This is a genomic window from Stutzerimonas kunmingensis (genome assembly GCF_032106285.1).
Lineage (GTDB): Bacteria > Pseudomonadota > Gammaproteobacteria > Pseudomonadales > Pseudomonadaceae > Stutzerimonas > Stutzerimonas kunmingensis_B.
Window position 1 is genome coordinate 47,933 of sequence record NZ_DAMCPO010000007.1, and the last position, 24,008, is coordinate 71,940.

Consider the following 24,008-nt stretch of genomic DNA (forward strand, 5'->3'; position numbering starts at 1 on the left):
CGCTCAGCGACGGGTAATCAGCCCCTGGCGCGCCACCCGGGTCAGCTCGCGCACGCACTCTTCCAGGCGCTCGGCGGTCGGCGCCTGAATCACCGCCATATCGAAACTGTCGGTGGCAAAACGCGCCAGCGACTCGTCGGCCGTAGCGAACTGGATAAGCAGGGCGCGGGATTTGCGGTGACGTCGCGGCCAACCTTCGAGGTAGCGCAACAGAGACGGCTGGTGAGTGCCGCCAAGGAGAATTTTCGGATTGCTGGGGTGCAGGCCGCTGGTGATCGGGGCCAGGCGCAACTGGGCGTGCTTTGCGTTCATCGATTTCAACTTCCGCCTCGAGGATTCCGCTGGGCAGCGGTGGGAGGCGACACCGGAACCAGCGCTTTAGCGGTATTTCGAAGCCATCGGCTCCAGGCGCCCCGCAAGTAGCTGACTAAATCGGCGCATGGGCGAAACTTTAGAAAGCTGGTCGCGGCCTGTCAACGGCCTTTTAAGGATCAATAACAGGCGCAATTCGCACCACCACGGCGCAAGCCGCTGCATATCAGTGCAACGATCAACCTCTGAGCCACGCGCCGGGAAGCTCCAACCCATTGAAAAATGGCGTATTGGAAAGTTGGCACAGCCTCTGCAATGTGAAATATCGAAGAATCATTACGACCTGACCCTCAACGTGGAGCGGCAGGTTTCCCGAGAGAGCGGGACACGGACAAAGGCGTCCTCACTGGGTAACCGGTGGGACGCCTTTTTTGTTGTTGAAAAATTTCGAGCAGGCCGGACGGCAGCTGTCGACTGGCACGGAGAACGGGCATGAAGAAACTCAAATTGGTGATGATCGGCAACGGCATGGCTGGCGTGCGGACCCTTGAGGAACTGCTCAAGCTCACCAACGAGCTCTATGACATCACGGTGTTCGGCGCCGAGCCGCATCCCAACTACAACCGCATCCTGCTCTCCCCGGTGCTGGCCGGCGAACAGCAGTTCGAAGAGATCGTGCTCAACGACCTGAACTGGTACGCCGAGAACGATATCCACCTCAAGCTCAACCGCAAGGTGGTGAAGATTGACCGGGTCAAACGCCGGGTGATCGCCGATGACGGCAGCGAGGCGGAATACGACCGCCTGCTCATCGCCACCGGCTCCAACCCGTTCATCCTGCCGATTCCCGGCAAGGACCTGCAGGGCGTGATCGGCTACCGCGACATTGCCGACACCCAGGTGATGATGGAAACCGCCAAGCCCCACAAACACGCGGTGGTCATCGGCGGCGGCCTGCTCGGCCTGGAAGCGGCCAACGGCCTCAAGCTGCGGGGCATGGACGTCACCGTGGTGCACATCGGTGACTGGCTGATGGAACGCCAGCTCGACAAGACCGCCGGCACCCTGCTGCAGAGCGCGCTGGAAAGCCGTGGCCTGAAGTTTCTCCTGCCCAAGCACACCGCCGAACTGCTCGACAACGGCGAAGGCCGGGTATGCGCGGTCAAGTTCAAGGACGGCGACGTGATCCCCGCCGACCTGGTGGCGATGGCCGCCGGCATCCGCCCCAACAGCGAACTGGCCGAACAGGCCGGCATCCCGTGCAATCGCGGCATTCTGGTCAACGACACCCTGCAGACCTACGACCCGCGCATCTACGCCGTCGGCGAATGCGCCAACCATCGCGGCACCGCCTATGGCCTGGTCGCGCCGCTGTTCGAACAAGCCAAGGTCTGCGCCAACCACCTGGCCATGCTTGGCTTCTCCCGCTATCTCGGCTCGGTGACTTCGACCAAGCTAAAGGTCACCGGCATCGACCTGTTCTCGGCTGGCGATTTCATCGGCGGCGACGGTACCGAGACCATCACCCTCTCCGACCCCATCGGCGGTGTCTACAAGAAGCTGGTGATCAAGGACGACGTGCTGGTCGGCGCCTGCCTGTACGGTGATACCGCCGATGGCGGCTGGTACTTCCGCCAGGTACGCGAGGGCCAGAACGTGGGCCAGATCCGCGACCATCTGATGTTCGGCGAGGGCGCCATCGGCGATGCTGGCCACCAGGGCCAGAGCAAGGCCATGTCGATGCCGGACGACATGGAAGTCTGCGGCTGTAACGGTGTGTGCAAGGGCACCATCGTCAAGGCGATTCAGGAACACGGGCTGTTCTCGGTGGACGAGGTGAAAAAGCACACCAAGGCCGCCAGTTCCTGCGGCTCCTGTGCCGGCCTGGTCGAGCAGATTCTGATCAACACCGTGGGTGGCGCCGCCGACGTCAAGCCGAAGAGCGAAAAAGCCATCTGCGGCTGTAGCGACCTCAACCACGGTCAGGTGCGCAAGGCCATTCGCGAGCACCACCTGACCAGCATTCCGGCGGCCATGGCCTTCATGGAATGGCGCACGCCGAACGGCTGCGCCACCTGCCGCCCGGCGCTGAACTACTACCTGATCTCCACCTGGCCGGGCGAAGCCAAGGACGACCCGCAATCGCGCTTCATCAACGAGCGCGCCCACGCCAACATCCAGAAGGACGGCACCTACTCGGTCATCCCGCGGATGTGGGGCGGCGTCACCAATGCCGCCGAGCTGCGGCGCATCGCCGATGTGGCGGACAAGTATCAGGTGCCGATGGTCAAGGTCACCGGCGGCCAGCGCATCGACCTGCTGGGCATCCGCAAGGAAGACCTGCCAGGCGTCTGGAAAGACCTGGATATGCCCTCCGGCCACGCCTACGGCAAATCCATCCGCACCGTGAAGACCTGCGTCGGCAGCGAGTTCTGCCGCTTCGGTACGCAGAACTCGACGCAGATGGGCATCGACCTGGAACACGCCCTGTTCAACATGTGGTCTCCGCACAAGGTCAAGCTGGCCGTCTCCGGCTGCCCGCGCAACTGCGCCGAATCCGGTATCAAGGACGTCGGCATCATCGGCGTGGACTCCGGCTGGGAGCTGTACGTCGGCGGCAACGGCGGCATCAAGACCGAAGCCGGCGAGTTCTTCGTCAAGGTGAAGAGCGCCGAGGAGGTCATGGAGTACAGCCTGGCGTTCCTGCAGCTCTACCGCGAAGAAGCCTTCTACCTCGAACGCACCGTGCACTACATGCAGCGCGTCGGCATGGACCACATCAAGAAGGCCGTGCTGGACGACGCCGAGCGACGCAAGGCGCTGCATCAGCGGCTGTTGTTCTCGCTCTCCTTCGAGCAGGACCCGTGGCAGGAGCAACTTTCCAAGCCGCAGCTGAAGAAGGAATTCGACCGCATCGCCGTCAAGCAGCTGGAAAACGCCTGAGAACCTGATCTGGAGAGACACCGCATGAACTGGCTCGATATCTGCGCACTGGATGAGATCAACCCGCTCGGCTCGCGCATCATCGCCGGCCCCAAGGGCGATATCGCGATCTTCCGCACCTCCGACGATCAGGTCTTTGCCCTCGACGACCGTTGCCCACACAAGGGCGGGCCGCTGTCGCAGGGGATCGTCTACGGCAAGCAGGTCGCCTGCCCATTGCACAACTGGCAGATCGATCTGGCCAGCGGCGAGGCCTTGGCGCCGGATGTCGGCTGCGCCCATCGCCACGAGGCGCGCGTCGAGAATGGTCGCGTGCAGCTTTCGCTTAACCAGCGCAAGGAATGCGCGGCCTGAACACACCGCAGTTGACCAGCACCTTTTCCCAGGAGACGACGCCATGCGTATGACAACCGCCTCGACCTGCTGCTACTGCGGTGTCGGCTGTGGCGTGCTGATCGAGCACGACGGCGAGCGCATCCTCGACGTGGCTGGCGACCCCAGCCATCCGGCCAACTTCGGCAAGCTGTGCAGCAAGGGTTCGACCCTGCACCTGACCGGCGACCTCGATGCCCGCGCGCTCTACCCCGAGCTGCGCCTGGGCAAGGGCCTGGCCCGCGGCCGTACCGACTGGGACAGCGCCCTGGAGCATGCCGCTACCGTGTTCGCCGAGACCATACGCGAACACGGGCCGGACAGCGTCGCCTTCTATGTCTCCGGCCAGCTGCTGACCGAGGACTATTACGCCTTCAACAAACTGGCCCGCGCCCTGGTCGGCACCAACAACCTGGATTCCAACTCGCGGCTGTGCATGTCCTCGGCGGTGGTCGGCTACAAGCGCAGCCTGGGCGCCGACGCCCCACCCTGCTCCTACGAGGACATCGAGCAGGCCGACTGCCTGCTGATCGTCGGCAGCAACATGGCCTATGCGCATCCGGTGCTGTTCCGCCGTCTGGAAGAAGCCAAGGCGAAGCGGCCGGAGATGACCATCATCGTCGTCGACCCGCGGCGCACCGACACCAGCGAGCTCGCCGACCTGCACCTGCCGATCCTGCCGGGCACCGATGTCGCGCTGTTCCACGGCCTGCTGCATATTCTCATGTGGGAAGGCTGGATCGACCGCCGCTTCATCGATGCCCATACCGAAGGCTTCGATGCGCTGAAAAGCCTGGTGCGCGACTACACCCCGGCAATGGTCGCCGACCTCTGCGGCATCTCTGTAGATGATCTGCAAACCTGTGCACGGCTGATTGGAAGCGCGCCTGCTTTCCTCTCCCTGTGGTGCATGGGGCTGAATCAATCCACCGCCGGCAGCGCCAAGAACAGTGCGTTGATCAACCTGCACCTGGCCACCGGACAGATCGGCAAGCCGGGCGCCGGCCCCTTCTCGCTCACCGGCCAACCGAACGCCATGGGCGGCCGTGAGACCGGCAGCCTGTCCAATCTGCTGCCCGGTCACCGCGAAGCGGCCAACGCCGAACACCGTGCCGAAGTCGCGGACTACTGGGGCGTCGAGCAGCTGCCAAAACAGCCTGGCCTGTCCGCCATCGAGCTGTTCGAGGCGGTGCGCGCCGGCAAGATCAAGGCGCTGTGGATCGCCTGCACCAACCCGGCTCAGTCGCTGCCGGACCAGCAGAAAGTCCATGAGGCCCTGGCCGCCTGCCCCTTCGTCGTGGTGCAGGAAGCCTTCTTCACCACCGAAACCTGCCGCCACGCCGACCTTCTGCTGCCGGCCGCGAGCTGGGGCGAGAAGGAAGGCACGGTGACCAACTCCGAGCGCCGTATCAGCCACGTGCGCCGCGCCGTACCGGCCCCAGGCGAAGCCCGTGCGGACTGGGCGATCACCTGCGATTTCGCCCGGCGTCTGGAGCGTCACCTGCGCCCCGACCAGCCGAGCCTGTTCGCATTCGAGAATGCCGAAGCGCTGTTCGACGAGTACAAGCCGCTCACTGCTGCCCGCGATCTGGACTACAGCGGCCTGAGCTATGCCGTGCTCGATGCGCGTGGCCCACAGCAATGGCCGTTCCCACCGGACAGCGAACACGGTACCGCGCGGCTGTACACCGATGGCCTGTTTCCGACGGCCAATGGCCGAGCTCGCTTTATCGCCGAGCACTACCAGGCGCCGAAGGAAAAGCGCGAGGCGCGCTACCCGCTGACGCTCAATACCGGCCGGCTGCGGGACCAGTGGCACGGCATGAGCCGCACTGGCACCGCGGCGCGGCTGTTCGGCCATGTCGAAGAAGCGTTGCTCGGAATGAACGCTGATGACATGCGCCGCCGGCGTCTGCTGGACGGCCAGCTGGTGACGGTGAAAAGCCGTCGCGGCAGCCTGATCCTCCCGGTGCAGAAAGATGACAGCCTGCGTGCCGGCCAGGCCTTCCTGCCGATGCACTGGGGCGATCGCTTTCTCAAGGGGCTGGGCAGCAACGTACTGACCCTGGCCAGCGTCGATCCGCTGTCGAAACAGCCGGAACTCAAGCACGCCGGCATCGAAGTCGAACAGGTCGAATTGCCCTGGCAGTTCTTCGCGCTGGTTGAGGGCGATGTGCAGCGACGCTTCGAGGCGCTGCGGCCATTGTTCGAAACCTTCGACTACGCCAGTTTCAGCCTCGGCGGGCGCGAACGCTCGGCGTTGCTGATCCGCGCCGCCCGGAATGCGGCGCCAACGGCTGCCGAGCTGGACGCCATCGACAGCCTGCTCGGCCTCGACGAAGGCCCGGTGCTGGCCTATGACGACCCGCGTCGCGCGGTCGGCAAGCGCGTACGCATCGAGGACGGTCGCATCGTCGCCCTGCGCCTGGCCGGCGAAACCGCCGCCCGGCAGTGGCTGCGCGGACTCTGGGAAAGCGGCAGTGCCGACGCCGAACTGCGTCGCTGGCTGCTGGCGCCCCTCAGCGCGCCGCCTGGCGGCGCGACGATCAACACCGACCGCACCCTGTGCAACTGCATGAACGTCAGCCAGAGCAGGGTCCGTGCAGGCATCGAGCGCGGTCTCGATCTGGCCGGCCTCAAGCAGGAACTCGGCTGCGGCACCAGCTGTGGCTCCTGCGTGCCCGAACTCAAGCGCCTGCTGGCCCACCAGCCGGAACGCGCACTTCTCTGATACCAACCAAGACGAGGATTACCCCATGAGCGCAAAAGTCTGGCTGGTAGGCGCCGGCCCTGGCGACCCGGAACTGCTGACCCTCAAGGCCGTGCGCGCGTTGGGCGAGGCACAGGTGGTGATGATCGATGACCTGGTCAACCCCGCCGTGCTCGAACACTGCCCGAACGCTCGCATCATCCCGGTGGGCAAGCGCGGCGGCTGCCGCTCCACACCGCAAGCCTTCATCCACCGTCTGATGCAGCGTTACGCCCGCCAGGGCAAGTGCGTGGTGCGCCTCAAGGGTGGCGATCCGTGCATCTTCGGCCGAGGTGGCGAAGAAGCCGAATGGTTGTCGGCACGCGGGATCGAGGTCGAACTGGTGAACGGCATCACCGCCGGCCTGGCCGGCGCCACGCAATGCGGCATCTCGCTGACCCAGCGCGGCGTAGCCCGCGGCGTCACCCTGGTAACAGCGCACACGCTCGACGACAGCAGTCCGGAATGGCAGGCGCTGGCCAAAAGCGGCACCACGCTGGTGGTGTACATGGGTGTGAGCAAGCTGGAACAGGTGCAGGCCGGGCTGTTGGAGGGCGGCCTTCCGGCCGGTACACCAGTGGCGATGATCGAAAACGCTTCACTGCCGCAGCAACGCGAATGCCATTCGAGCCTCGCCGGCATGTGCCGCGATGCCTTGGCCTTCAAGCTGAAGAGCCCGGCGATCCTGGTGATCGGCGAAGTGGCCGCGCAGGCCGTTATACAGATGCAGGACATGACGGCATGACCTAGGGCGGGCTACGTTCCCAGATAGTCGAAGGCGACACTGACGCTCAGCATGTCTGGACTGGCTTCGGCCCAACATGCAGCCGGTAGTGATGGTGGCGATATGATGGTAGATTCCGCGCCCCAACACATATGGCATGGAGCCGACAGAATGAAAACTTCCGCCTATCTCGCCGCCTTAGTTGCGTCAATGCTGCTGTCAGGCTGTGTGGTACAGAGCACATACAGCAAGACCGTAACGGTCACCAAAGACCCTAGCGGTAAGATTCTAAACATCGTCGAAACCGAAACCGTGGTACAGCCTGCCCAGGGCTATCCGCTCAAACTGAAATTGATTGACGGGGTTCAGCCTTAACCAATCGCTAGCAACAAAAAACCCCGCTCTGCGGGGTTTTTGTTCGCTAGCGCTTTGGCCTGGTCACGCCTTCTGACGCAGCTTCTCCGGTTTGATCAGGAAGCGAGCCAGGGCCGGCAGCAGCCAGATCGCGCCGACCATGTTCCAGAGGAACATGAAGGTCAGCATCAGACCCATGTCGGCCTGGAACTTGATCGCCGAGAACACCCAGGTCACCACACCAATCGCCAGGCAGACACCGGTGAAGATCACCGCCTTGCCGGTGGATTTCAGGGTCTGGTAGTAGGCTTCCTGAAGGGTCATGCCCTGGCGCAGGAACGACTCCAGACGGCTGTAGATATAGATCCCGTAGTCCACACCAATACCCACGCCCAGCGCGATCACCGGCAGCGTGGCGACCTTCACCCCGATGCCCATGAAGGCCATCAGCGCGTTACCGAGGATCGAAGTCAGCACCAGCGGCAGGATCACGCAAAGCGTGGCCGCCAGCGAGCGGAAGGTCAGCAGGCACATGATGCTCACAGCCAGGTAGACGGCGATCAGCATGGTGGTTTCCGACGCCGCGATGACCTCGTTGGTGGCCGCTTCGATACCGGCATTACCTGCCGCCAGCACGAACTCCAGTCCTTCGCGGTTGTTCTCCTCGGCAAACTCCTTCGCCGCGGCGACCACGTGTTCCAGCGTCTCGGCCTTATGGTCGTTGAGAAACACCAGTACCGGTGCCAGCGAGCAGTCGCTGTTGTACATACCTTCGGCACGGGCGATGGAGTTGTTCAGCACATGCTGGTTACGCGAAAGCGTTTCCCATTTAAGGCTGCCCTCGTTCATGCCCTTGATGCCCTGGCGCGCCACCGACACCATCGACACCGCCGACTGCACGCCCTCGGTGTTCTGCATCTTCCACATCAGCTCGTCCATGGCGGCGAGCGTGTCGTAGTGCGAACAGCCTTCCGGCGCGGTCTTGACCATCACTACCAGCACGTCGGAACTGGTCGAGTAGTTGCGGATGACGAAGTCGTTGTCCAGGTTGTAGCGCGAATCCGGATGCAGCTCCGGCGCGCCCTGATCAAGGTCGCCGATCTTCAGGTTCTGGCCGTACCAGAGGCCACCCGCCAGCGCGACCACGGCGATAGTGATGGAGATCGGTGCCACCTTCGGGCTGGCGAAATTCGACAGCGCGCGCCAGAACGGATGATCGCGCGAGGCCTCTTCGCGGGCCTGCTTGATCGCCCGCTGGCTGATGCCCATGTAGGAGATCGCTACCGGCAGCAGGATCAGGTTGGTCAGGATGATCACCGCCACGCCCAGCGACGCCCCGATGGCCAGCTCGCGGATCACGCCGATATCGATCAGCAGCAGGGTAACGAAACCCACCGCATCCGACAGCAACGCCACCATGCCGGGGATGAACAGCTGACGGAACGCCATGCGCGCCGCCGTCACCGGGTCTTCGGTATAGCCGGAGGCCATGGCGATGCCGTTGATCTTCTGCACGCCGTGGGAAATACCGATGGCGAAGACCAGGAACGGTACCAGCATCGAGTACGGATCGAGCCCGAAGCCCAGCGTGTGCAACAGGCCGAGCTGCCAGGTCACGGCGATCAGCGTGGTGATCAACACCGCGATGGTGCTCTTCAGGCAACGGGTAAACCACAGCAGCAGGACGAAGGTGATGCCGATGGCGACGATGAAGAACAACGCCACACCGACCAGCCCGTCGATCAGGTCACCGACCTTCTTGGCGAAGCCGATGATGTGAATCTCCACATTCGGGTTCTGCGTCTCGTACTTGTCGCGAATCTTCTCTTCCAGCTCGTGGGAGAACTTTTGGTAGTCCAGCTTGATCTGCTTGCTGCGATCTTCCGGATCCGAGTAGGACTCCATCAGCGGCACGTCGATGATGCTGGACTTGAAGTCATTGGCGACCAGACGCCCGACCTGACCGGACTTGAGAATGTTGCTGCGAAGGTCATCGAGACTTTCCGGCGACCCGTCATAGGTCTGCGGAATGACCTCACCGCCGGCGAAGCCTTGCTCTGTCACCTCGGTCCAGCGAACGCTGGGACTCCAAAGCGACTTCATGTTGGAGCGATCGACACCTTGGATATAGAACACTTCGTCATGAATCTGCCGCAGCGTTTCCATGTAGTCCTTGGCGAAGATGTCACCATCTTTTGCTGCCACGGAGATCCGCACCGTGTTGCCGAGGTTGGCCAGATCATTCTGGTGCTCGAGCATCTTCTGGATATACGGATGCCCCAGCGGAATCATCTTCTCGAAGCTGGTCTGCGGCCGAACCTGGGCCGCCTGATAGAAGAGAAATGCGCTGATCAGCAGGCAGAGTACGACGACTGCCGGCCGGTTGTTGAAGATCAGGCGCTCGAGGAACGACGCCGGCTTCTGGTGGTGCTTGGTCATGCAGACTCTCCCGGCTTTATTGTTGTGTGGCCAGATCCGCGCCCGATGGCGAGGCGATGCGAACACCACCCTGCCCTACCAGGATCAGGTTGCCTTGGGAATCGGAGGTGACACCCGACAGCGAACGGCGGTCGGGGCGATTGAACAGCTTGAAGCTACGGCCCTGATCGTCGCTGGTGAGCACGGCGCCGCCGTGACCGACCACCACGATGCGCCCATCACGCAGAAGGTTGCCGTCGGCCAGCCCGGACTCCAGCACATTGCCATTACCGTTGCTGAGCTCGATGCCTTCCCAGTTGTCGCCGAAGTCGACGGAGCGAAACAGGTGGCCGCGCAGCCCGAAGGCAACCACCACCCCCGGCTCCGAGCCGCCGACCACCCCGAAGAACGAACCCTGATACGGCGACTCGACGCGCTCCCAGGTTTCGCCCATATCGGCAGAACGGAACATTCCGCCCAGTTCGCCTACGACGAACAGGCCCGAGCCCTGGATATGGGTGATGGCGTTCAGGTGATAACCGTCCTCGTTGTCAAGGCGCTCACTGATGTCCTCCCAGCTCTGACCGCCATCGATGGTTTCGAGCAGCGCACCGTAGGCGCCAACCGCGATGCCGTGCTGGGTGTCTTCGAACCAGACGTCCAGCAAGGGGGCCTCGCGTTCGCGATCCTCATACTGCGCCGTCCAGCTCTCACCGCCGTCGGCTGTAGCCAGGATCAACGCGTCATGGCCAACCGCCCAGCCGTGCTTGTCGTCGACGAAGTCGATGGCCGTCAGCAGCTGGCGCGTCGGCACCTTGGCCTGCATCCAGCTGGCGCCACCATCGTCGGAATAGAGAATGTGGCCTCTATCGCCTGCCGCAACTAGCCGTTCGCCGGCTTGGGTGATATCGAGCAGAAGATTGGATACCGCCTTGGCCGACTCGATCGAGTAGCGGGCCTGGCCATCGGTAGCGGCCTGGGCGGGTGCCGATGCTGCAAGCAGCAGGAGTGAGAAGGCGCCGCACAGCGAAAGCATGCCGGCAACCGATGAGTGAAGACGCGACGCCCTCGCCTGGCATGGAACCACGGCGCGGCCGGATAGTGTGCGCCGCTGAACGGGCTCACTCATACATACCCCCTTTATTCTTATTAGGTAAGGCCTGTAATGCAGGCTCGGCCATCCTAGCCAGCTTCCACAGACAGGCACAATTGGCCGGACGTTATGAATTGTTAACTCTCACGCAATGATTGACGCGTGATCACTCAGGCTGATTGGGCCAGTGGCCAGTATGTGCCGACCGCCCCTTTCGATCCCGCAGTGACGATCCGACGCGAGGCGCCAGAGGATGGTCACGATACGCAGGAAGGTTGTTTGCCGTGGATAGTGCCTGGGAACGGGCCCTCGTAAAAGAAAGGCCGATCGCATTGCACGATCGGCCTTGTCGAGTCAGGCGAGGCTCTTGCTCACCACTTCGTAGACATCGCTGGACAGCTCTCCGGACGCCAGGATGCGCTCCAGCTCGGCCCTCATCAGCGCCTGCCGGGCGCTGTCGTACTTGCGCCAGCGGGTCAGCGGTGCCAGCAGGCGCGAGGCGATCTGCGGGTTCAGCGCGTTGAGGGTGATCACCTGGTCGGCGAGGAAGCGGTAGCCGGCGCCATCGGCGCGGTGGAAGTTGACCAGGTTCTGGTTGGCGAAGGCGCCGATCAGCGCACGCACCTTGTTCGGGTTCTTCAGGGTGAACGCCGGGTGCTGCATCAGCGTCTGCACCCGTTCCAGCCCGCCGGGCAAAGGGTTGCCGGCCTGGACGCTGAACCACTGATCCATCACCAGCGGGTTGTCCTTGAAGTGCTCGGCGAAGGCCTGCAGCGCCTTGTCGCGCTCGGCCTCGAACGGCGAGTTGACCAGCACGGCCAGTGCGGTCAAGCGCTCGGTCATGTTGTCGGCCTGCTCGAACTGTTCCAGGCAGGCTTCCACGACTTCGGCTTTTTCGCTCAGCATCAGATACGACAATGCGATGTTTTGCAGGGCGCGACGGGCGAAATGTTCGGCCGAGGCGACATAGGGCGTGCTGCGCGAGGTTTCGCGATTGGCCTGGTAGCGCTGCCACAGCGGCTCGAACAACGCGTCGGCGATGCGCTTGCGGGCGAACTCGCGTGCCGTATGGATGGCATCCACGTCTGCCACTTCGCTGATTTCAGCCAGGTAGGCTTCGCCCGGCAACGAAAGCATCTCGGCAACCATGGCTGCATCGAGCGTCTCGTTTTGCAACAGGCTGCGTAGCGCCTCGACCAGGCGCTCATCCATCACCAACGCTTCCCCACGCTGATGCTGACCGATCAGCTCCTGCAGCACCTGCACCGACAACTGCTGACCCGCTTCCCAGCGGTTGAAGCCATCGGAGTCGTGCTGCATGAGGAACATCAGCTGGTCGCGGTTGTACGGGTAATCCAGCTTTACCGGAGCGGAGAAGCCACGCAGCAGCGATGGCTGCGGACGCTCGGCGACGTCGACGAAGGTGAAGCTCTGTTCGGCTTCGGTCACCGCCAGCACGCGGCTGGTGCCCGCAGCTTGCGGCTCGCCTTCCAGGCGCAGCGGCATATCCGAACCATCGGCGGCGAGCAGGCCCAGCGCCACCGGAATCACGAACGGCTCCTTGGTCGGCTGGCCCGGTGTCGGCGGACAGCTCTGGCGGAAGGTCAGGCGGTAGGTCTTCGCCGCCTCGTCGTATTGCTCGCTGACGGCCAGGCGCGGTGTACCGGACTGGCTGTACCAGCGCTTGAACTGGGTCAGGTCCGCACCGTTGGCGTCCTCCATCGCCTTGACGAAATCGTCGACCGTCACGGCCTGGCCGTCATGGCGCTCGAAATAGAGGTCGCTGCCCTTGCGGAAGCCCTCGTCGCCCAGCAGCGTCTGGATCATGCGCACCACTTCGGCGCCCTTCTCGTAGACGGTCAGGGTGTAGAAGTTGGAGATCTCGATGAAGGATTCCGGGCGCACCGAATGGGCCATGGGGCCGGCATCCTCGGCGAACTGGTGGGTACGCAGGTAGGCGACGTCCTCGATGCGCTTGACCGTCGCCGAGTTCATGTCGGCGCTGAACTGCGAATCGCGGAAGACGGTGAAGCCTTCCTTGAGCGACAGCTGGAACCAGTCGCGGCAGGTCACGCGATTGCCCGACCAGTTGTGGAAATATTCGTGGGCGACGATGGCCTCGACGCGTTGGTGCGCGGCATCGGTAGCGGTTTCGGCGCGGGCCAGCACTGCGCTGGAGTTGAAGATGTTGAGGCCCTTGTTCTCCATGGCGCCCATGTTGAAGTCGTTCACCGCGACGATCATGAAGATGTCCAGGTCGTACTCGCGACCGTAGGCTTCTTCGTCCCACTTCATCGACTTCTTCAGGCTGTCCATGGCGTGCTGGCACTTGTCGACGTTCTCCGGCTCGACGTAGATCCGCAGCGCCACGTTGCGTCCACTCATAGTGGTGAAGCTGTCCTCGATGGCCCAGAGGTCACCCGCCACCAGGGCGAACAGATAGGCCGGCTTCTTGAACGGGTCTTCCCAGGTCGCCCAGTGGCGGCCGTCGTCCTCGCTGCCGCTGGCAATCGGGTTGCCGTTGGAGAGCAGCACCGGATAGGCCTTTTGTTCGGCGCTCACGGTGGTGGTGAACTTGCTCATCACGTCCGGGCGGTCGAGGTAATAAGTGATCTTGCGGAAGCCCTCGGCTTCGCACTGGGTGCAGAACATGCTGCCGGACTTGTACAGCCCTTCCAGCGCGGTGTTGGTTTCCGGATGGATCACCACCGAAGTGTCGATGACGAAGCTTTCGCTGTCCGGCTGCAGGGTCAGACAGTCTTCGCTGATCTGGTAATCGCCCAGACCCAGCTCGCGGTCGTTTAGCGCGATGGCCTGCAGCTCGAGCTCCTGGCCGTGCAGCTCCAGCGGCGGCAGCTTGCCAGCCGGGCGCTCGGGATTGCGGCGCATCACCAACTGGGCGTGCACCAGGGTGCGGTCCTCGTACAGTTCGAAGGTCAGGTGGGTTTCATCGATCAGGTATTCAGGCGCCTGGTAATCCTTCAGATGAATGACTTTCGGTTGTTCGGTACGCATGGAAACCTCGTCGGCTGAGCTTCAAGCGGCTAGCTTCAAGCAGGAATTTGGCGATGGACTGCCAGCCCGGAAACCGGGCTGCAGATGAGTTCGAGCTTAGCGTCTGTCGCGACGGACTTGTAGGGTGGAAACGGAGAAGCCTTTTCCACAGGGTTGTTCCAGGCCGCTCATCCTTGAGCCCGCCGGCCGTAAGCGGTGGATAAGCGAAGCGTTATCCACCCTACGCGGTAGCGCTGGCGGCGACCTGATAAGCGGTGAACTTGCGAATGTTGATCACGCCGGTATCGAGAATCAGGTACTGGCCCTTGATGCCCCTGAGCGTACCTTCGACTACGGGCGTCTTCTCCAGATCGAGACTGACCACCTTGGTCGGATAAGCGTCGACCGGATAGCGAATCTCCAGCACCTCGGCGTCCGCCACCGGCTGGATCGCCTGCAGCCCGTAGCGCTGTTGCAACTCGCGCAACCCATCGGCACAGGCATCGAAGATCTGCTCGCGCATTTCGATCAGGTCGATGGGTTCGGCATCGCCCTTGAGCAGCGCGCGCCAATTGGTGCGATCCGCCACCTGGCTGCGCAGCAGGTCTTCGACCATTCCGGACTGCTGGCGCGTGGCGACGCGCATGATCGGCAGCGCCTGGCTGGCGCCCTGATCGAGCCAGCGCGTCGGCAGCTGCGTGGCACGGGTGATCCCGACCTTGATGCCCGACGAGTTGGCCAGGTAGACCACGTGGTCGGTCATGCAGAAGTCCATGCCCCACTGCGGGTCGCGGCAGGTGCCGAAATCGTGGTGGCACTTTTCCGGGCTCATGATGCAGACATCACACTGCGGCAGCTTCTTGAAGCACGGGTAGCAATACCCCTGGCTGAAGCTCTTGTTGGTCTTGCGACCGCAATGGGTGCAGTTGATGGCGCCGAGGTATTCCAGACGCAGGGTCCTGCCGATCAGCGGATTGACCGGCACCAGCTCGTCGTTCAGACGGAAGGAATACTGCGCCGGTGCGCCGAGCTGGATCGACATCTTGCTCAGCGCACCGCGTCCCAATTCGAGCATCAGTGGCGGGTTCCCGAAGCGGGAGCGAACAGGCTGGTATCGATGGCCGGCTCAGCCTTCTTGCTCTTGGAAGCACATTCCTGACCGCCCATGAAGCCGGTGCGCTGTTCTTCCGGGAGGTTCTTAAGTTCCCAGGCGATCACCGCCTGCATGCAGGTTTCCTTCTGCTCTGGGGTCAGCTTGCGGCCGTCAGCCCATTTGCCGAGTTCAAGCGCCTGCTTGAGGTTCAGGTAGATTTCGGGGGTGATGTTTTCGGCGGTTTGGATAAAGGTCGACATGGCCAGCTCCGAGGGAAACGAGCGACCATTCTACCGGGCAGCCGTGCTTTAGGGAAAAGCCTCAGCGCTGGCGCCGACGGCGCGCCAGGGTGCCGCCAATCACGCCGGTCACGCAGCCGGCGACCAACCCGCCGACATGAGCGGCATTGGCGATGGCCAGCGCGCCGAAACTGAGCACCTCGATGACGCCGGTGAGGCAGATCACCAGCCACACCAGCATCAGCACGACCACCCCGGGTGGCAGCCGGTAGGCCTCGTTGGGCGCAAGCTTCTGATAGAGCCAGCAGTGCCCGAGCAGCCCGTACAGCACGCCGGAGAGCCCACCGAAAATGCCCGGCCCGCCGAACAGGTACTGGGCGAAGTTGGACACCAGACCGAACAGCAGCGTCAGAGCCAGCAGCATCCAGGCGCGCTGAAGGGCTTCGATGCGCCGCCCCAGCTCCCAGAACCACATGCTGTTCATCGCCAGATGCAGAATGCCGAAATGCACGAAGATCGGCGTGATCAGTCGCCACCACTGCCCGGCGGCGAGTGTCTGCTCCAGCGAGGCGAAGTAGGCGTATTCACCATCGACCCGGAAGTCGACGAAGTTCAGCCAGCGGATCGTTGCGAAATTCTCACCAAGCAGGGTGATGGCCGCGACGACCAGCGTGATGACCAATATTGCTGCGGTCAGCGGGCTGGCGCGCAGGGCGGCGACGAAACCGCCGCGGCGACGCGGCTGTTCGATGACGACGCTGTCATCGCCATGGGGATGCCGTGAGTACAGGTCACGAACCTGCTCGACGACCTCAACCGGCACGCGCAGCACCTGTTGATCGCCCTCCTCCGACACCCGGCACGGCACCCGCAGACGGCGCAGCAAGGCGATGAAACCGCTAAGGTCTTCCGACAGCGGCAGGCGCAGCGCTTCGCTCACCTCGACACTCATGTTCGGAACACCGCGCAGACATCGACCCAGGCGAACTTCGCCGGGTCCAGCCGGACTTCCTGATCCAGTCGATAGGCCACCAGTTTGCCGTTCTTCACCGCGCTGTAGTCCAGGCAGGCCAGATTGTCGCGCAGCGGCCCCGGCTGGCCGCGACGCCAATAGTGGCCAACGAACAGCAGCGGCTCGTCCGGACCGTAGAGGAACAGGCGATTTTTCTGTTGCGCAGACAGTGGCATGCGCGCCGCATGATCCGGCAGGCCATCGGGCTGGAACACCACGTCACCGTAGGTCTGCGGGTTCTCTTCCCAGAATTTGGTACGAAAGAAGGTCCGCACGAAGCCTTCCTCGCTGGTCAGCGTCATGCCCTCGGGCAGCGGCATATCGGTGCCGCGCAGCAGCCGATCCAGCGCCTGGCAGATGAACGTACCCGGCAGGCCGGCTTCGCGCAGGATTGCCGGATTGAGGCAGGCGTCGTTGAGAAACGGACGCAGGCGTGCGATCACCCAGCTGTCCCAGCAGGCATGCACCACGCGGAAGCGTTCGTTCTCGAGAAACAGTGGCAGGCTATAGAACCATTCGCGAAAGGCTTTCCACTCCTCGGGATAGGGTTCGAACTGCTGGAAGGTTTCCTGCAACAGCCGGGCGAAACGCGGCGAATGCTCACGCACGAATTCCCGGCCGCTGCCCGGTGGTGCCGGCATGTACCAGCCCAGCGCATTGAACTCGTGGTTACCCATGATGCAGTAGGCTTGCCCACGATCAACCATGTCGTAGACCAGATGCAGCGCCTCGCGGATATGCGGGCCGCGGTCGATGATGTCGCCGAGGAAGATCACCTGTCGCCGCGAATGGCGCCAGACCCCGCCCTGCAAGCGGTAGCCCAGCTGATCCAGCAGCCGCGCCAGTGCACGACCGCAGCCATGCACATCACCGATAAGGTCGTAGCCGCGTTCGGGATCAAGCTGCATCAATCGCCCCCGCCGAGGCGACTGCCCCAGCCCAGCTTGGTCCGGCAAACTTCGTAGTAGTTGTGGTCCAGCGGATGGATCAGGTGCAGCTTCTGCGGCTTCTTGCGCACCGTCACGGTATCGCCCGGGGCACAGGTGAAGTGGTTCTGGCCGTCGCAGGACACTTGCGGATAGATCTGCATGTTCGGCGACACCACGATCTTCAGCTCGCTGTTGCCATCGACCACGATCGGACGGCTCGACAGCGTGTGCGGGTACATGGGCACGACGACGATGGCGTCCAATCGCGGATGCATGATCGGCCCGCCCGCCGACAGCGAATAGGCAGTGGAGCCGGTGGGGGTCGCCACGATCAGACCGTCGGCCTTCTGGCTGCAGACGAACTGGCCGTCGATGTACAACTCGAATTCAATCATGCGCGTGGATTTGCCCGGATGCAGCACCACATCATTGAGCGCGTCGCCCTCGCCGATCGGCTCATCGAATCGTCGCGCCTGGGCCTCCAGCAGAAAGCGATTTTCCAGGGTGTACTGGCCGTTGAGCACTTCGGCGACCTTCTCTTCCAACTCATCCGGACGGATGTCGGTGAGAAAGCCGAGGCTGCCACGGTTGATGCCGAGTACCGGCACCCGGTGCTTGGCCATCGCCCGGGCGGCGCCCAGCAGGCTGCCGTCGCCGCCGACCACGATCACCAGGTCGCAGGATTCGCCCAGCCGCTGCCGCGACGAGGTCTGCATGCCGTGTCCCGGCAGCACCTCGGCGATGTTCTCTTCAAGAATCACATGCAGATGGCGTTCGACGAGGAATCGCTTCAGCCGGCGGATGGTATCCAGCACCTGGGAGCTACCCAGGCGGCCGATGATGCCGATATTGCGGAATTGCTCCATTGACGTTCCCTGGTGTGGCTGGGCGGATGGTTGCGGGCAGTCGCAGCGCTCGAAAATAACACGCAGCACGCAGGCGACGACGCCGATACGAATCGGCTATTCGCCTGAAATCCAGCACAGGGGTTAGAGCCCCTGCTCGCCGCGGTGTTCAGCGGCAGCGGATTATCAGCGAAACGCCGGACCATCAGCAAACCGACAGCTATGCTGCATTCATGAGCCTGTGCAGTCTTTCCGCCCTCCCCAACCGCCTCCAGCATCCGCAGGTGCGCGATCTCGCCTGGACGATCCTCTCGCCGCCGCTGCTGAACGAGGCACCGCAGTGTCAGCGTCACCCGCTGTCCGCGAGCTGCTGGAACAGCGAGCCGGAGCGACTGGCCAACTGGTTGTGGCAACAGGATGCCGAGCCATCGATTCTCGAAGCCTGGCTGTCGCTGCACCGCATTCGACGACTGGGCCTGTACTACGAGCGACTGTGGCAATACGCGCTGTCCCACGCACCCGATATCCAGCTGCTCGCCGCCAATCTGCCGATCCGGCAGAACGGCAGCACCCTCGGCGAGCTGGACCTGTTGTTCTGCGATGACCAGGGCGTGCATCACCTGGAGCTGGCCGTGAAGTTCTACCTGGGGCTCGGGCAGGGCGATGGCAGCCGGCACGCGCATTGGCTTGGTCCCGGCAGTCACGATCGACTCGATCTGAAACTCGACCATATGTGCCAGCGCCAGCTGCCGCTGTGTACCCAGCCAGCAACGCTGGCGGTGCTCGCCGAACTCACCGGTCGCCCGGTGCAAAGCAGCTTCTGGCTCAGCGGCTATCTATTTCGCCCCTGGCCGCAAGGCTGCACACCGCCACTTGGCGCCAACCCGCACCACCTGCAGGGCAGATGGCTGCGCCAGGCTGACTGGCCGCGATTCCAGGCCGAGAATCCCGACGCAGTCTGGCAACCTATCGCTCGCTCGGCCTGGCTCGCGCCAGCACGTGTCACGCCAGCCGAACTGTGGACTGCCAACCGGTTCGCCGACTGGCAGGCCGCCAATCCGGCACAGGCGCGGGCGCAGCTGCTGGCGCGGCTCGAACCGGATGCATCGGGCGTCTGGCTGGAGCAGGAACGGCTGTTTCTGGTTGCCGATGATTGGCCCTGCAACGGCGCCGCAGCGCGTCCGCTGTCATCCACCTGACACCTTGAACAGCTAGACTGCCTGCCCGACTCGACCCTACAGATCGATAGCCGACGAACCCGCATGCCCACTGACTCGCAGCATCATTCGACATCCTCCCGACTCGACGCCTGGACCATTTTTCTGGTGTTCCTGCGCCTGGGCCTCACCTCCTTTGGCGGTCCCATCGCGCATCTCGGCTATTTCCGCGAGGAGTTCGTCCAGCGTCGCCGCTGGCTGGACGAGCGCAGCTATGCCGATCTGGTCGCGCTCTGCCAGTTTCTTCCAGGCCCGGCCAGCAGCCAGGTAGGCCTGGCGATCGGTTTGCTGCGCGGCGGTTACCGTGGCTCGCTGGCGGCCTGGGCAGGCTTCACCCTGCCATCGGCGATCGCGCTGACGCTGTTCGCGCTGGGAATCGCCACATGGGGCGACGCGCTGCCTGCTGGCGTCCTTCAGGGTCTGAAGATCGTCGCCGTGGCCGTAGTTGCCCAAGCCGTCTGGGGCATGGCACGAACGCTGTGCACCGACGCACCGCGAATCGCCATTGCGCTGGCGGCGGCGAGCACCGTGCTGCTGCTCCCGTTCATCTGGAGTCAGGTTGCGGTCATCGCCACGGCGGGTCTGATCGGGGTGGTTTTCTTTCGCCCTGCCACCACAGAAGCACATGTCGCATTGCCCGTTGCGGTGAAGCGTCGGGCGGCGCTCACAGCACTGGCGCTGTTCTTTGCGCTGCTCATGCTGTTGCCGCTACTCGCCAGCGGCACGGACAACCCGTTGCTGGCGTTGCTCGATGCGTTCTATCGCGCTGGCGCGCTGGTGTTCGGTGGCGGCCACGTGGTGCTGCCGCTGCTGCAGGCCGAAGTGGTGCAGCCAGGCTGGGTAGACCGCGACACGTTCCTCGCTGGCTACGGCGCGGCCCAGGCGGTACCCGGCCCGCTGTTCACCTTTGCCGCGTTTCTCGGCGCCTCGATGAATGAGTCGCCCAGCGGCTTGCTGGGAGCGGCGGTGTGCCTGGTTGCGGTATTCGTGCCGTCGTTTCTGCTGGTTATCGGCGTGCTGCCGTTCTGGGAGCGCCTGCGCAGCAACCGGCGCACGCAGGCAGCCCTGGCGGCGGTCAACGCGGCGGTGGTCGGGTTGCTGCTGGCTGCGCTGTACGATCCGGTATGGACCAGCGGCATCAAGGCCCCAGAGCATTTCGTCCTTGCCCTGCTCGCCCTCGCCGCACTGATGTACTGGAAACTACCGCCCTGGCTGGTGGTGATCGGTGGCGCTGTGGGTGGTGGCCTGATCGGCCTGACGAGCTAAACGACTGGCGGGATCGCGCCGATCAGCTTTCCATCGCCAGCAACACGGCGCTTGCCACCAGAAAAACGCTGAACAGCAGTCGCAGCAGACGTTCCGGCAAGGCATGCGCCAACCGCACGCCCAAGCTGATGCTGAGCAATCCGCCTACCGCCAGCGGCAGGCCAAGCGACCAGTTAACCTGATGATGCAGCGCATAGGTCACCAGAGTGACGCCGGTGCTCGGCGCGGCCAGTGCCAGCGACAGGCCCTGAGCGACCACCTGCGAGGTGCCGAATACGCTGGTCAGGATCGGCGTGGCGATAACCGCTCCACCGACACCGAACAAACCTCCCATTGCTCCGGCACCCGCACCGAGCAGGCCCAGCCATGGCCAGGGATGACGCAGCTGTCCGTCGCCGGCGGCCGGGCGCAGAAACACCCGTAGCAATGTGTAGGCAGCCAGGGCCAGCAGAAAGCCGACGAACGCCATGCGCATGCGCCCGGCATCCAGCGACACGGCAACGGCCGCACCGGCGATGGCGAACACGAAACTGGCACTGCCCAGCGCGAGGGCATGCCGCCAGTCGATGCGATTGCGCTGGTGATAGCGCCAGATGGCAAGCAGCACGTTGGGCACGACCATCACCAACGCGGTGCCTTGCGCCAGCTGCTGGTCCAGGCCGAACAGCACGCCCAGCACGGGAATCGCAATCAGCCCGCCGCCGATACCGAACAAGCCGCCCAGCGTGCCTAACGCCAATCCGAGCAGTACGTTCAATCCGATATCCAGCAGCATTCCGACGCTCCAATATACAGGGGCGCTCATCGTACGCCGCCGCCGCTGGCTTCGGTACGCACAGCCACGCACAATGGCTTTGCATAGATCGCACAAGCAAGGAATTCGAATGCTGCCCGACGCCCTTTCCGCCCAGCTCAGCCTGTTCATCGATGTCCTCGACGCTGGCAGCTTCTCTGCCGCCGCGCGCCGCCACGGCCTGACACCTTCGGCGGTGGCGAGGCGCATCGATGCACTGGAACAGGCGCTGGGCTGCCAGCTGTTCAACCGCAGCACCCACGCGGTTCGCCCGATGCCCGCCGCATTGGCATTCGCCGAGCGCGCCCGGCGCATCGTGCAGGAACTGCACCTGGCGCGCGCCGAAGCGACGTCGCTGGACAGCGCACCGGAAGGCCGCATCCGAATCGACGCACCGGCCCCCTTCGGGCGCCGTCACCTGGCGCCGGCCCTGGCCGAATTTCTCCAGGCCTATCCGGGAGTCGATATCCAGCTGCGTCTGATCGACAGCTTCGTCGACCTGCACGGCGAGCACCTGGGTGAGGTCGATCTGGTGTTGCGCATCGGCCCGCTGGCCGATACCCGTCTGGTCGCCACACCGCTGGCGCCGATGGTGCGAGTAGTCTGCGCCAGCCCTGCCTATCTGGAACGCCGCGGCGTGCCACTACAACCGGAGGAATTGCCCGACCATGATGGATTGGACTGGGACGCGCTGGCGCCGCCCCATGCGTGGCGCTTCGAGCGCGGCGGGCGACCGCAACTGCTGCGCCCGGGTCGCCTGCGCATGGTGGCGAACAATGCCGAAGCGCTGCTGGCAGGGGCATTGGCGGGGCTTGGCATCGCCCACCTGCCAACCTGGCTGATCAGCGACCAGCTGCTGCGTGGCGAACTGCAGCCGCTGTTCTGCGAAGGGGGATTGCCGCAACCGGAAGCCAGCGGCATCTACGCGCTGCGATTGCGACGCGAGGCCGACTCGCGGAGCCGTCTGTTGCTGGAGTTTCTGAAAAACCGCTTCGGCCCGGTCCCTCCCTGGGACCAGGCACTTCAGAGCGGCTTCAAGCGGGAGTGAGGATAGAGCGGTCAGGCACCCTGACCTTCGATCTCCTGGGTAACGCCCCAGCCATCAAGCACCCCACCGAGGGGTTCGACCAGGTATTCAAGATCCTGCTCGAAATCGCCGATGCCATCGAACGTCGCATACATCACCTTGCTTACCTGCAGATTCCAGCTTCCGTCCTCACGCGGAAACACCTGGGTATTGATGGTTTCGCCGCGAAAGTTCTGCGCGGCCCTCTGAGCGCGGTCCTGTTCGGAAAATACCGCATAGAACTCGATTGGATGGACTCGGGCGAAATCGAAACCGCCCTCCTTCATCCGGCGCAGAACGGTGCTGCTGACATCCTCGTGGAAGGTGGTGCTCATAAATCAACCTCCTCTCATACCTGGATGAAGTTGCCACGAGCTCAGCGGGAGATCGGCTCCGTCGTCAAGACATCGGGCAAACGGGAGTCGCAACAGCTAGTCGAAGTGACGCGGTGGACGCAGTCCACACTGACAAGCTAGCAGGCCGCGGAGCCAACTGCGAGGGCTTAATTAACCCCCCGGCCCAAGCGCGCGGTCTCGCTCCAGTAGAACCCGGAAAAGTCCCGGCAGTTCAACCCGGACGCTGGATGCAAAAACGGCCCGCACCGTTGCCGGGCGGGCCGTGGATCAAGCACAGCGCGTGTTACTGCGCCGCTATCACGATCTGGAATCAGTCGTTGCTAGGCTTGGCAATCGCATGCAACACGTATTGCGGCAGTGCAAAAGCGCCAATGTGTACATGCGGGTTGTAATACCGCGTAACGATGCCGCTGCCGGCGAAGCGCTGCATCAGAGCTTCCAGCGGCAGCTTGCGGCTCTCAGCACTGCACGCGCCCCAGGCAAAGGACATGGCACCGCCGATGTAGGTCGGCACGGCCGCCTGGTAGAAATGCCAGTCTGCGAACAGGCCCTGCATGCGTTTGGCAGTGGTCTGCAGTTCGCCCAGTTGCATGAACGGCGTACCGTTCTGCGCAACGAGAATGCCGCCTTCGTTCAGGCAGCGGCGACAGGCCTGGTAGAAGTTCTCGGAGAACAACACTTCACCCGGGCCGATGGGATCGGTGGAGTCTGAAATGATGACGTCGAACTTCTCTTCGGTGGTCGCCACGAAGTGCATGCCGTCATCGATCACCAGATTCAGCCGCGGGTCCTCAAAGGTGCCGGCGGAATGATTCGGCAGGAACTCCCTGCACATCTCCACTACGGCGCCGTCGATCTCGACCATGGTGATGCTTTCGATATCGCGATGACGTGCCACTTCACGGAGGATGCCACCGTCGCCGCCACCGATGATCAGCACCCGGCGCGCCAGGCCATGGGCCAGGATCGGCACGTGGGCGAGCATCTCGTGGTAGATGAATTCGTCGGCTTCGCTGGTCTGGATCACGCCGTCCAGGGCCATCACCCGGCCCATGCGCGGGTTCTCGAAGATCACCAGATGCTGATGCTCGGTGCGCATCTCGTGCAGCAGCTTGTCGACCTGGAACCGCTGCCCGTATCCCTCGTAGAGAGTTTCCTGAAAGTCGCTCATGGGTTATCTCCCTTGACCGGCGACGAAGCAGCGCTCCGCCGCATGTTGGCAATCTGGCTTGA

20 protein-coding genes are annotated in these 24,008 nt (G+C 63.5%); 8 read left to right on the plus strand and 12 right to left on the minus strand.

All coding sequences use genetic code 11. From position 1 onward, the window contains the following. Positions 1-3: 3 nt before the first annotated feature. Positions 4-312: a hypothetical protein gene (locus RT582_RS07645; RefSeq protein WP_042925043.1), complete on the minus strand. Its 309-nt coding sequence runs from the start codon at positions 310-312 to the stop codon at positions 4-6. A 492-nt stretch (positions 313-804) separates the two neighbouring features. On the opposite strand from RT582_RS07645, the gene nirB reads away from it, so the two are divergent. From nirB to RT582_RS07670, 5 genes are all read left to right on the plus strand, one after another. Continuing rightward, positions 805-3,255: a nitrite reductase large subunit NirB gene (nirB, locus tag RT582_RS07650; RefSeq protein ID WP_313477060.1), complete on the plus strand. Its 2,451-nt coding sequence runs from the start codon at positions 805-807 to the stop codon at positions 3,253-3,255. A gap of 24 nt (positions 3,256-3,279) precedes the next feature. Next, a complete protein-coding gene (gene nirD, locus RT582_RS07655) occupies positions 3,280-3,609 on the plus strand; it encodes a nitrite reductase small subunit NirD (protein ID WP_015276768.1) in 330 nt (109 codons plus the stop codon). Positions 3,610-3,652: 43 nt separating this feature from the next. Beyond that, complete coding sequence (locus RT582_RS07660) at positions 3,653-6,358, plus strand: nitrate reductase (RefSeq protein ID WP_313477061.1); 2,706 nt, start codon at positions 3,653-3,655, stop codon at positions 6,356-6,358. Positions 6,359-6,383: 25 nt separating this feature from the next. Further along, on the plus strand, positions 6,384-7,121 hold the full coding sequence (gene cobA, locus RT582_RS07665; RefSeq protein WP_313477062.1) for a uroporphyrinogen-III C-methyltransferase: 738 nt from the start codon (positions 6,384-6,386) through the stop codon (positions 7,119-7,121). Positions 7,122-7,271: 150 nt separating this feature from the next. Further along, positions 7,272-7,475 carry a hypothetical protein gene (locus tag RT582_RS07670; protein ID WP_230356145.1) on the plus strand — a complete coding sequence of 68 codons (204 nt, stop codon included), beginning with the start codon at positions 7,272-7,274 and terminating at the stop codon, positions 7,473-7,475. 63 nt (positions 7,476-7,538) lie between these two features. Here RT582_RS07670 and RT582_RS07675 read toward each other — a convergent pair whose 3' ends face one another. The 8 genes from RT582_RS07675 to RT582_RS07710 all read right to left on the minus strand — a co-directional run bounded on the left by RT582_RS07675 (position 7,539) and on the right by RT582_RS07710 (position 18,098). After that, positions 7,539-9,893 (minus strand): efflux RND transporter permease subunit, encoded by a 2,355-nt coding sequence (locus RT582_RS07675; RefSeq protein ID WP_014820713.1) that lies wholly within the window; start codon positions 9,891-9,893, stop codon positions 7,539-7,541. Between the two features lie 16 nt (positions 9,894-9,909). Then, positions 9,910-10,908, minus strand: coding sequence for a WD40/YVTN/BNR-like repeat-containing protein (locus tag RT582_RS07680; RefSeq protein WP_313477121.1), 999 nt, complete (start codon positions 10,906-10,908; stop codon positions 9,910-9,912). A 411-nt stretch (positions 10,909-11,319) separates the two neighbouring features. After that, positions 11,320-13,980, minus strand: coding sequence for an aminopeptidase N (gene pepN / locus RT582_RS07685; protein ID WP_313477063.1), 2,661 nt, complete (start codon positions 13,978-13,980; stop codon positions 11,320-11,322). A 220-nt stretch (positions 13,981-14,200) separates the two neighbouring features. Then, the gene (locus RT582_RS07690) at positions 14,201-15,034 is read right to left on the minus strand and encodes a DUF2797 domain-containing protein (protein ID WP_313477064.1); all 834 of its coding nucleotides are present in this window, start codon (positions 15,032-15,034) and stop codon (positions 14,201-14,203) included. Beyond that, the gene (locus RT582_RS07695) at positions 15,034-15,312 is read right to left on the minus strand and encodes a YeaC family protein (protein ID WP_228208684.1); all 279 of its coding nucleotides are present in this window, start codon (positions 15,310-15,312) and stop codon (positions 15,034-15,036) included. Before RT582_RS07695 ends, RT582_RS07690 begins: the two co-directional genes overlap by 1 nt. Before the next feature lie 61 nt (positions 15,313-15,373). Then, positions 15,374-16,243, minus strand: coding sequence for a rhomboid family intramembrane serine protease (locus RT582_RS07700; RefSeq protein WP_228208683.1), 870 nt, complete (start codon positions 16,241-16,243; stop codon positions 15,374-15,376). After that, entirely contained in the window at positions 16,240-17,211 is a 972-nt protein-coding gene (locus tag RT582_RS07705; RefSeq protein ID WP_228208682.1) for a metallophosphoesterase, read from the minus strand. Before RT582_RS07705 ends, RT582_RS07700 begins: the two co-directional genes overlap by 4 nt. Beyond that, entirely contained in the window at positions 17,211-18,098 is an 888-nt protein-coding gene (locus RT582_RS07710; RefSeq protein WP_003280695.1) for an NAD(+) kinase, read from the minus strand. Before RT582_RS07710 ends, RT582_RS07705 begins: the two co-directional genes overlap by 1 nt. A gap of 212 nt (positions 18,099-18,310) precedes the next feature. Here RT582_RS07710 and RT582_RS07715 point away from each other — a divergent pair, with 212 nt between their 5' ends. Together RT582_RS07715 and chrA are read left to right on the plus strand one after the other, a co-directional pair. Beyond that, positions 18,311-19,276, plus strand: a complete 966-nt coding sequence (locus tag RT582_RS07715) for a DUF1853 family protein (RefSeq protein WP_278420091.1) — start codon at positions 18,311-18,313, stop codon at positions 19,274-19,276. Between the two features lie 63 nt (positions 19,277-19,339). Then, on the plus strand, positions 19,340-20,560 hold the full coding sequence (gene chrA / locus RT582_RS07720; protein ID WP_313477065.1) for a chromate efflux transporter: 1,221 nt from the start codon (positions 19,340-19,342) through the stop codon (positions 20,558-20,560). 22 nt (positions 20,561-20,582) lie between these two features. Here the strand turns inward: chrA and RT582_RS07725 are convergent, their stop codons facing one another. Further along, positions 20,583-21,335 carry a sulfite exporter TauE/SafE family protein gene (locus tag RT582_RS07725; protein ID WP_041014345.1) on the minus strand — a complete coding sequence of 251 codons (753 nt, stop codon included), beginning with the start codon at positions 21,333-21,335 and terminating at the stop codon, positions 20,583-20,585. Positions 21,336-21,444: 109 nt separating this feature from the next. Here RT582_RS07725 and RT582_RS07730 point away from each other — a divergent pair, with 109 nt between their 5' ends. Next, positions 21,445-22,401, plus strand: a complete 957-nt coding sequence (locus tag RT582_RS07730) for a LysR family transcriptional regulator (protein ID WP_102832777.1) — start codon at positions 21,445-21,447, stop codon at positions 22,399-22,401. 11 nt (positions 22,402-22,412) lie between these two features. Here RT582_RS07730 and RT582_RS07735 read toward each other — a convergent pair whose 3' ends face one another. Both RT582_RS07735 and speE read right to left on the minus strand, forming a co-directional pair. Next, positions 22,413-22,754, minus strand: a complete 342-nt coding sequence (locus RT582_RS07735; RefSeq protein WP_023445156.1) for a ribonuclease E inhibitor RraB — start codon at positions 22,752-22,754, stop codon at positions 22,413-22,415. 331 nt (positions 22,755-23,085) lie between these two features. Then, positions 23,086-23,946, minus strand: coding sequence for a polyamine aminopropyltransferase (gene speE / locus RT582_RS07740; RefSeq protein ID WP_046619666.1), 861 nt, complete (start codon positions 23,944-23,946; stop codon positions 23,086-23,088). Positions 23,947-24,008: the final 62 nt, after the last annotated feature.

Bases quoted from the DNA above. Each gene is read 5' to 3' on its own strand.
- RT582_RS07645 (WP_042925043.1), bottom strand. From the start codon at position 312: ATGAACGCAAAGCACGCCCAGTTGCGCCTGGCCCCGATCACCAGCGGC.
- nirB (WP_313477060.1), top strand. From the start codon at position 805: ATGAAGAAACTCAAATTGGTGATGATCGGCAACGGCATGGCTGGCGTG.
- nirD (WP_015276768.1), top strand. From the start codon at position 3,280: ATGAACTGGCTCGATATCTGCGCACTGGATGAGATCAACCCGCTCGGC.
- RT582_RS07660 (WP_313477061.1), top strand. From the start codon at position 3,653: ATGCGTATGACAACCGCCTCGACCTGCTGCTACTGCGGTGTCGGCTGT.
- cobA (WP_313477062.1), top strand. From the start codon at position 6,384: ATGAGCGCAAAAGTCTGGCTGGTAGGCGCCGGCCCTGGCGACCCGGAA.
- RT582_RS07670 (WP_230356145.1), top strand. From the start codon at position 7,272: ATGAAAACTTCCGCCTATCTCGCCGCCTTAGTTGCGTCAATGCTGCTG.
- RT582_RS07675 (WP_014820713.1), bottom strand. From the start codon at position 9,893: ATGACCAAGCACCACCAGAAGCCGGCGTCGTTCCTCGAGCGCCTGATC.
- RT582_RS07680 (WP_313477121.1), bottom strand. From the start codon at position 10,908: ATGCTTTCGCTGTGCGGCGCCTTCTCACTCCTGCTGCTTGCAGCATCG.
- pepN (WP_313477063.1), bottom strand. From the start codon at position 13,980: ATGCGTACCGAACAACCGAAAGTCATTCATCTGAAGGATTACCAGGCG.
- RT582_RS07690 (WP_313477064.1), bottom strand. From the start codon at position 15,034: ATGCTCGAATTGGGACGCGGTGCGCTGAGCAAGATGTCGATCCAGCTC.
- RT582_RS07695 (WP_228208684.1), bottom strand. From the start codon at position 15,312: ATGTCGACCTTTATCCAAACCGCCGAAAACATCACCCCCGAAATCTAC.
- RT582_RS07700 (WP_228208683.1), bottom strand. From the start codon at position 16,243: ATGAGTGTCGAGGTGAGCGAAGCGCTGCGCCTGCCGCTGTCGGAAGAC.
- RT582_RS07705 (WP_228208682.1), bottom strand. From the start codon at position 17,211: ATGCAGCTTGATCCCGAACGCGGCTACGACCTTATCGGTGATGTGCAT.
- RT582_RS07710 (WP_003280695.1), bottom strand. From the start codon at position 18,098: ATGGAGCAATTCCGCAATATCGGCATCATCGGCCGCCTGGGTAGCTCC.
- RT582_RS07715 (WP_278420091.1), top strand. From the start codon at position 18,311: ATGAGCCTGTGCAGTCTTTCCGCCCTCCCCAACCGCCTCCAGCATCCG.
- chrA (WP_313477065.1), top strand. From the start codon at position 19,340: ATGCCCACTGACTCGCAGCATCATTCGACATCCTCCCGACTCGACGCC.
- RT582_RS07725 (WP_041014345.1), bottom strand. From the start codon at position 21,335: ATGCTGCTGGATATCGGATTGAACGTACTGCTCGGATTGGCGTTAGGC.
- RT582_RS07730 (WP_102832777.1), top strand. From the start codon at position 21,445: ATGCTGCCCGACGCCCTTTCCGCCCAGCTCAGCCTGTTCATCGATGTC.
- RT582_RS07735 (WP_023445156.1), bottom strand. From the start codon at position 22,754: ATGAGCACCACCTTCCACGAGGATGTCAGCAGCACCGTTCTGCGCCGG.
- speE (WP_046619666.1), bottom strand. From the start codon at position 23,946: ATGAGCGACTTTCAGGAAACTCTCTACGAGGGATACGGGCAGCGGTTC.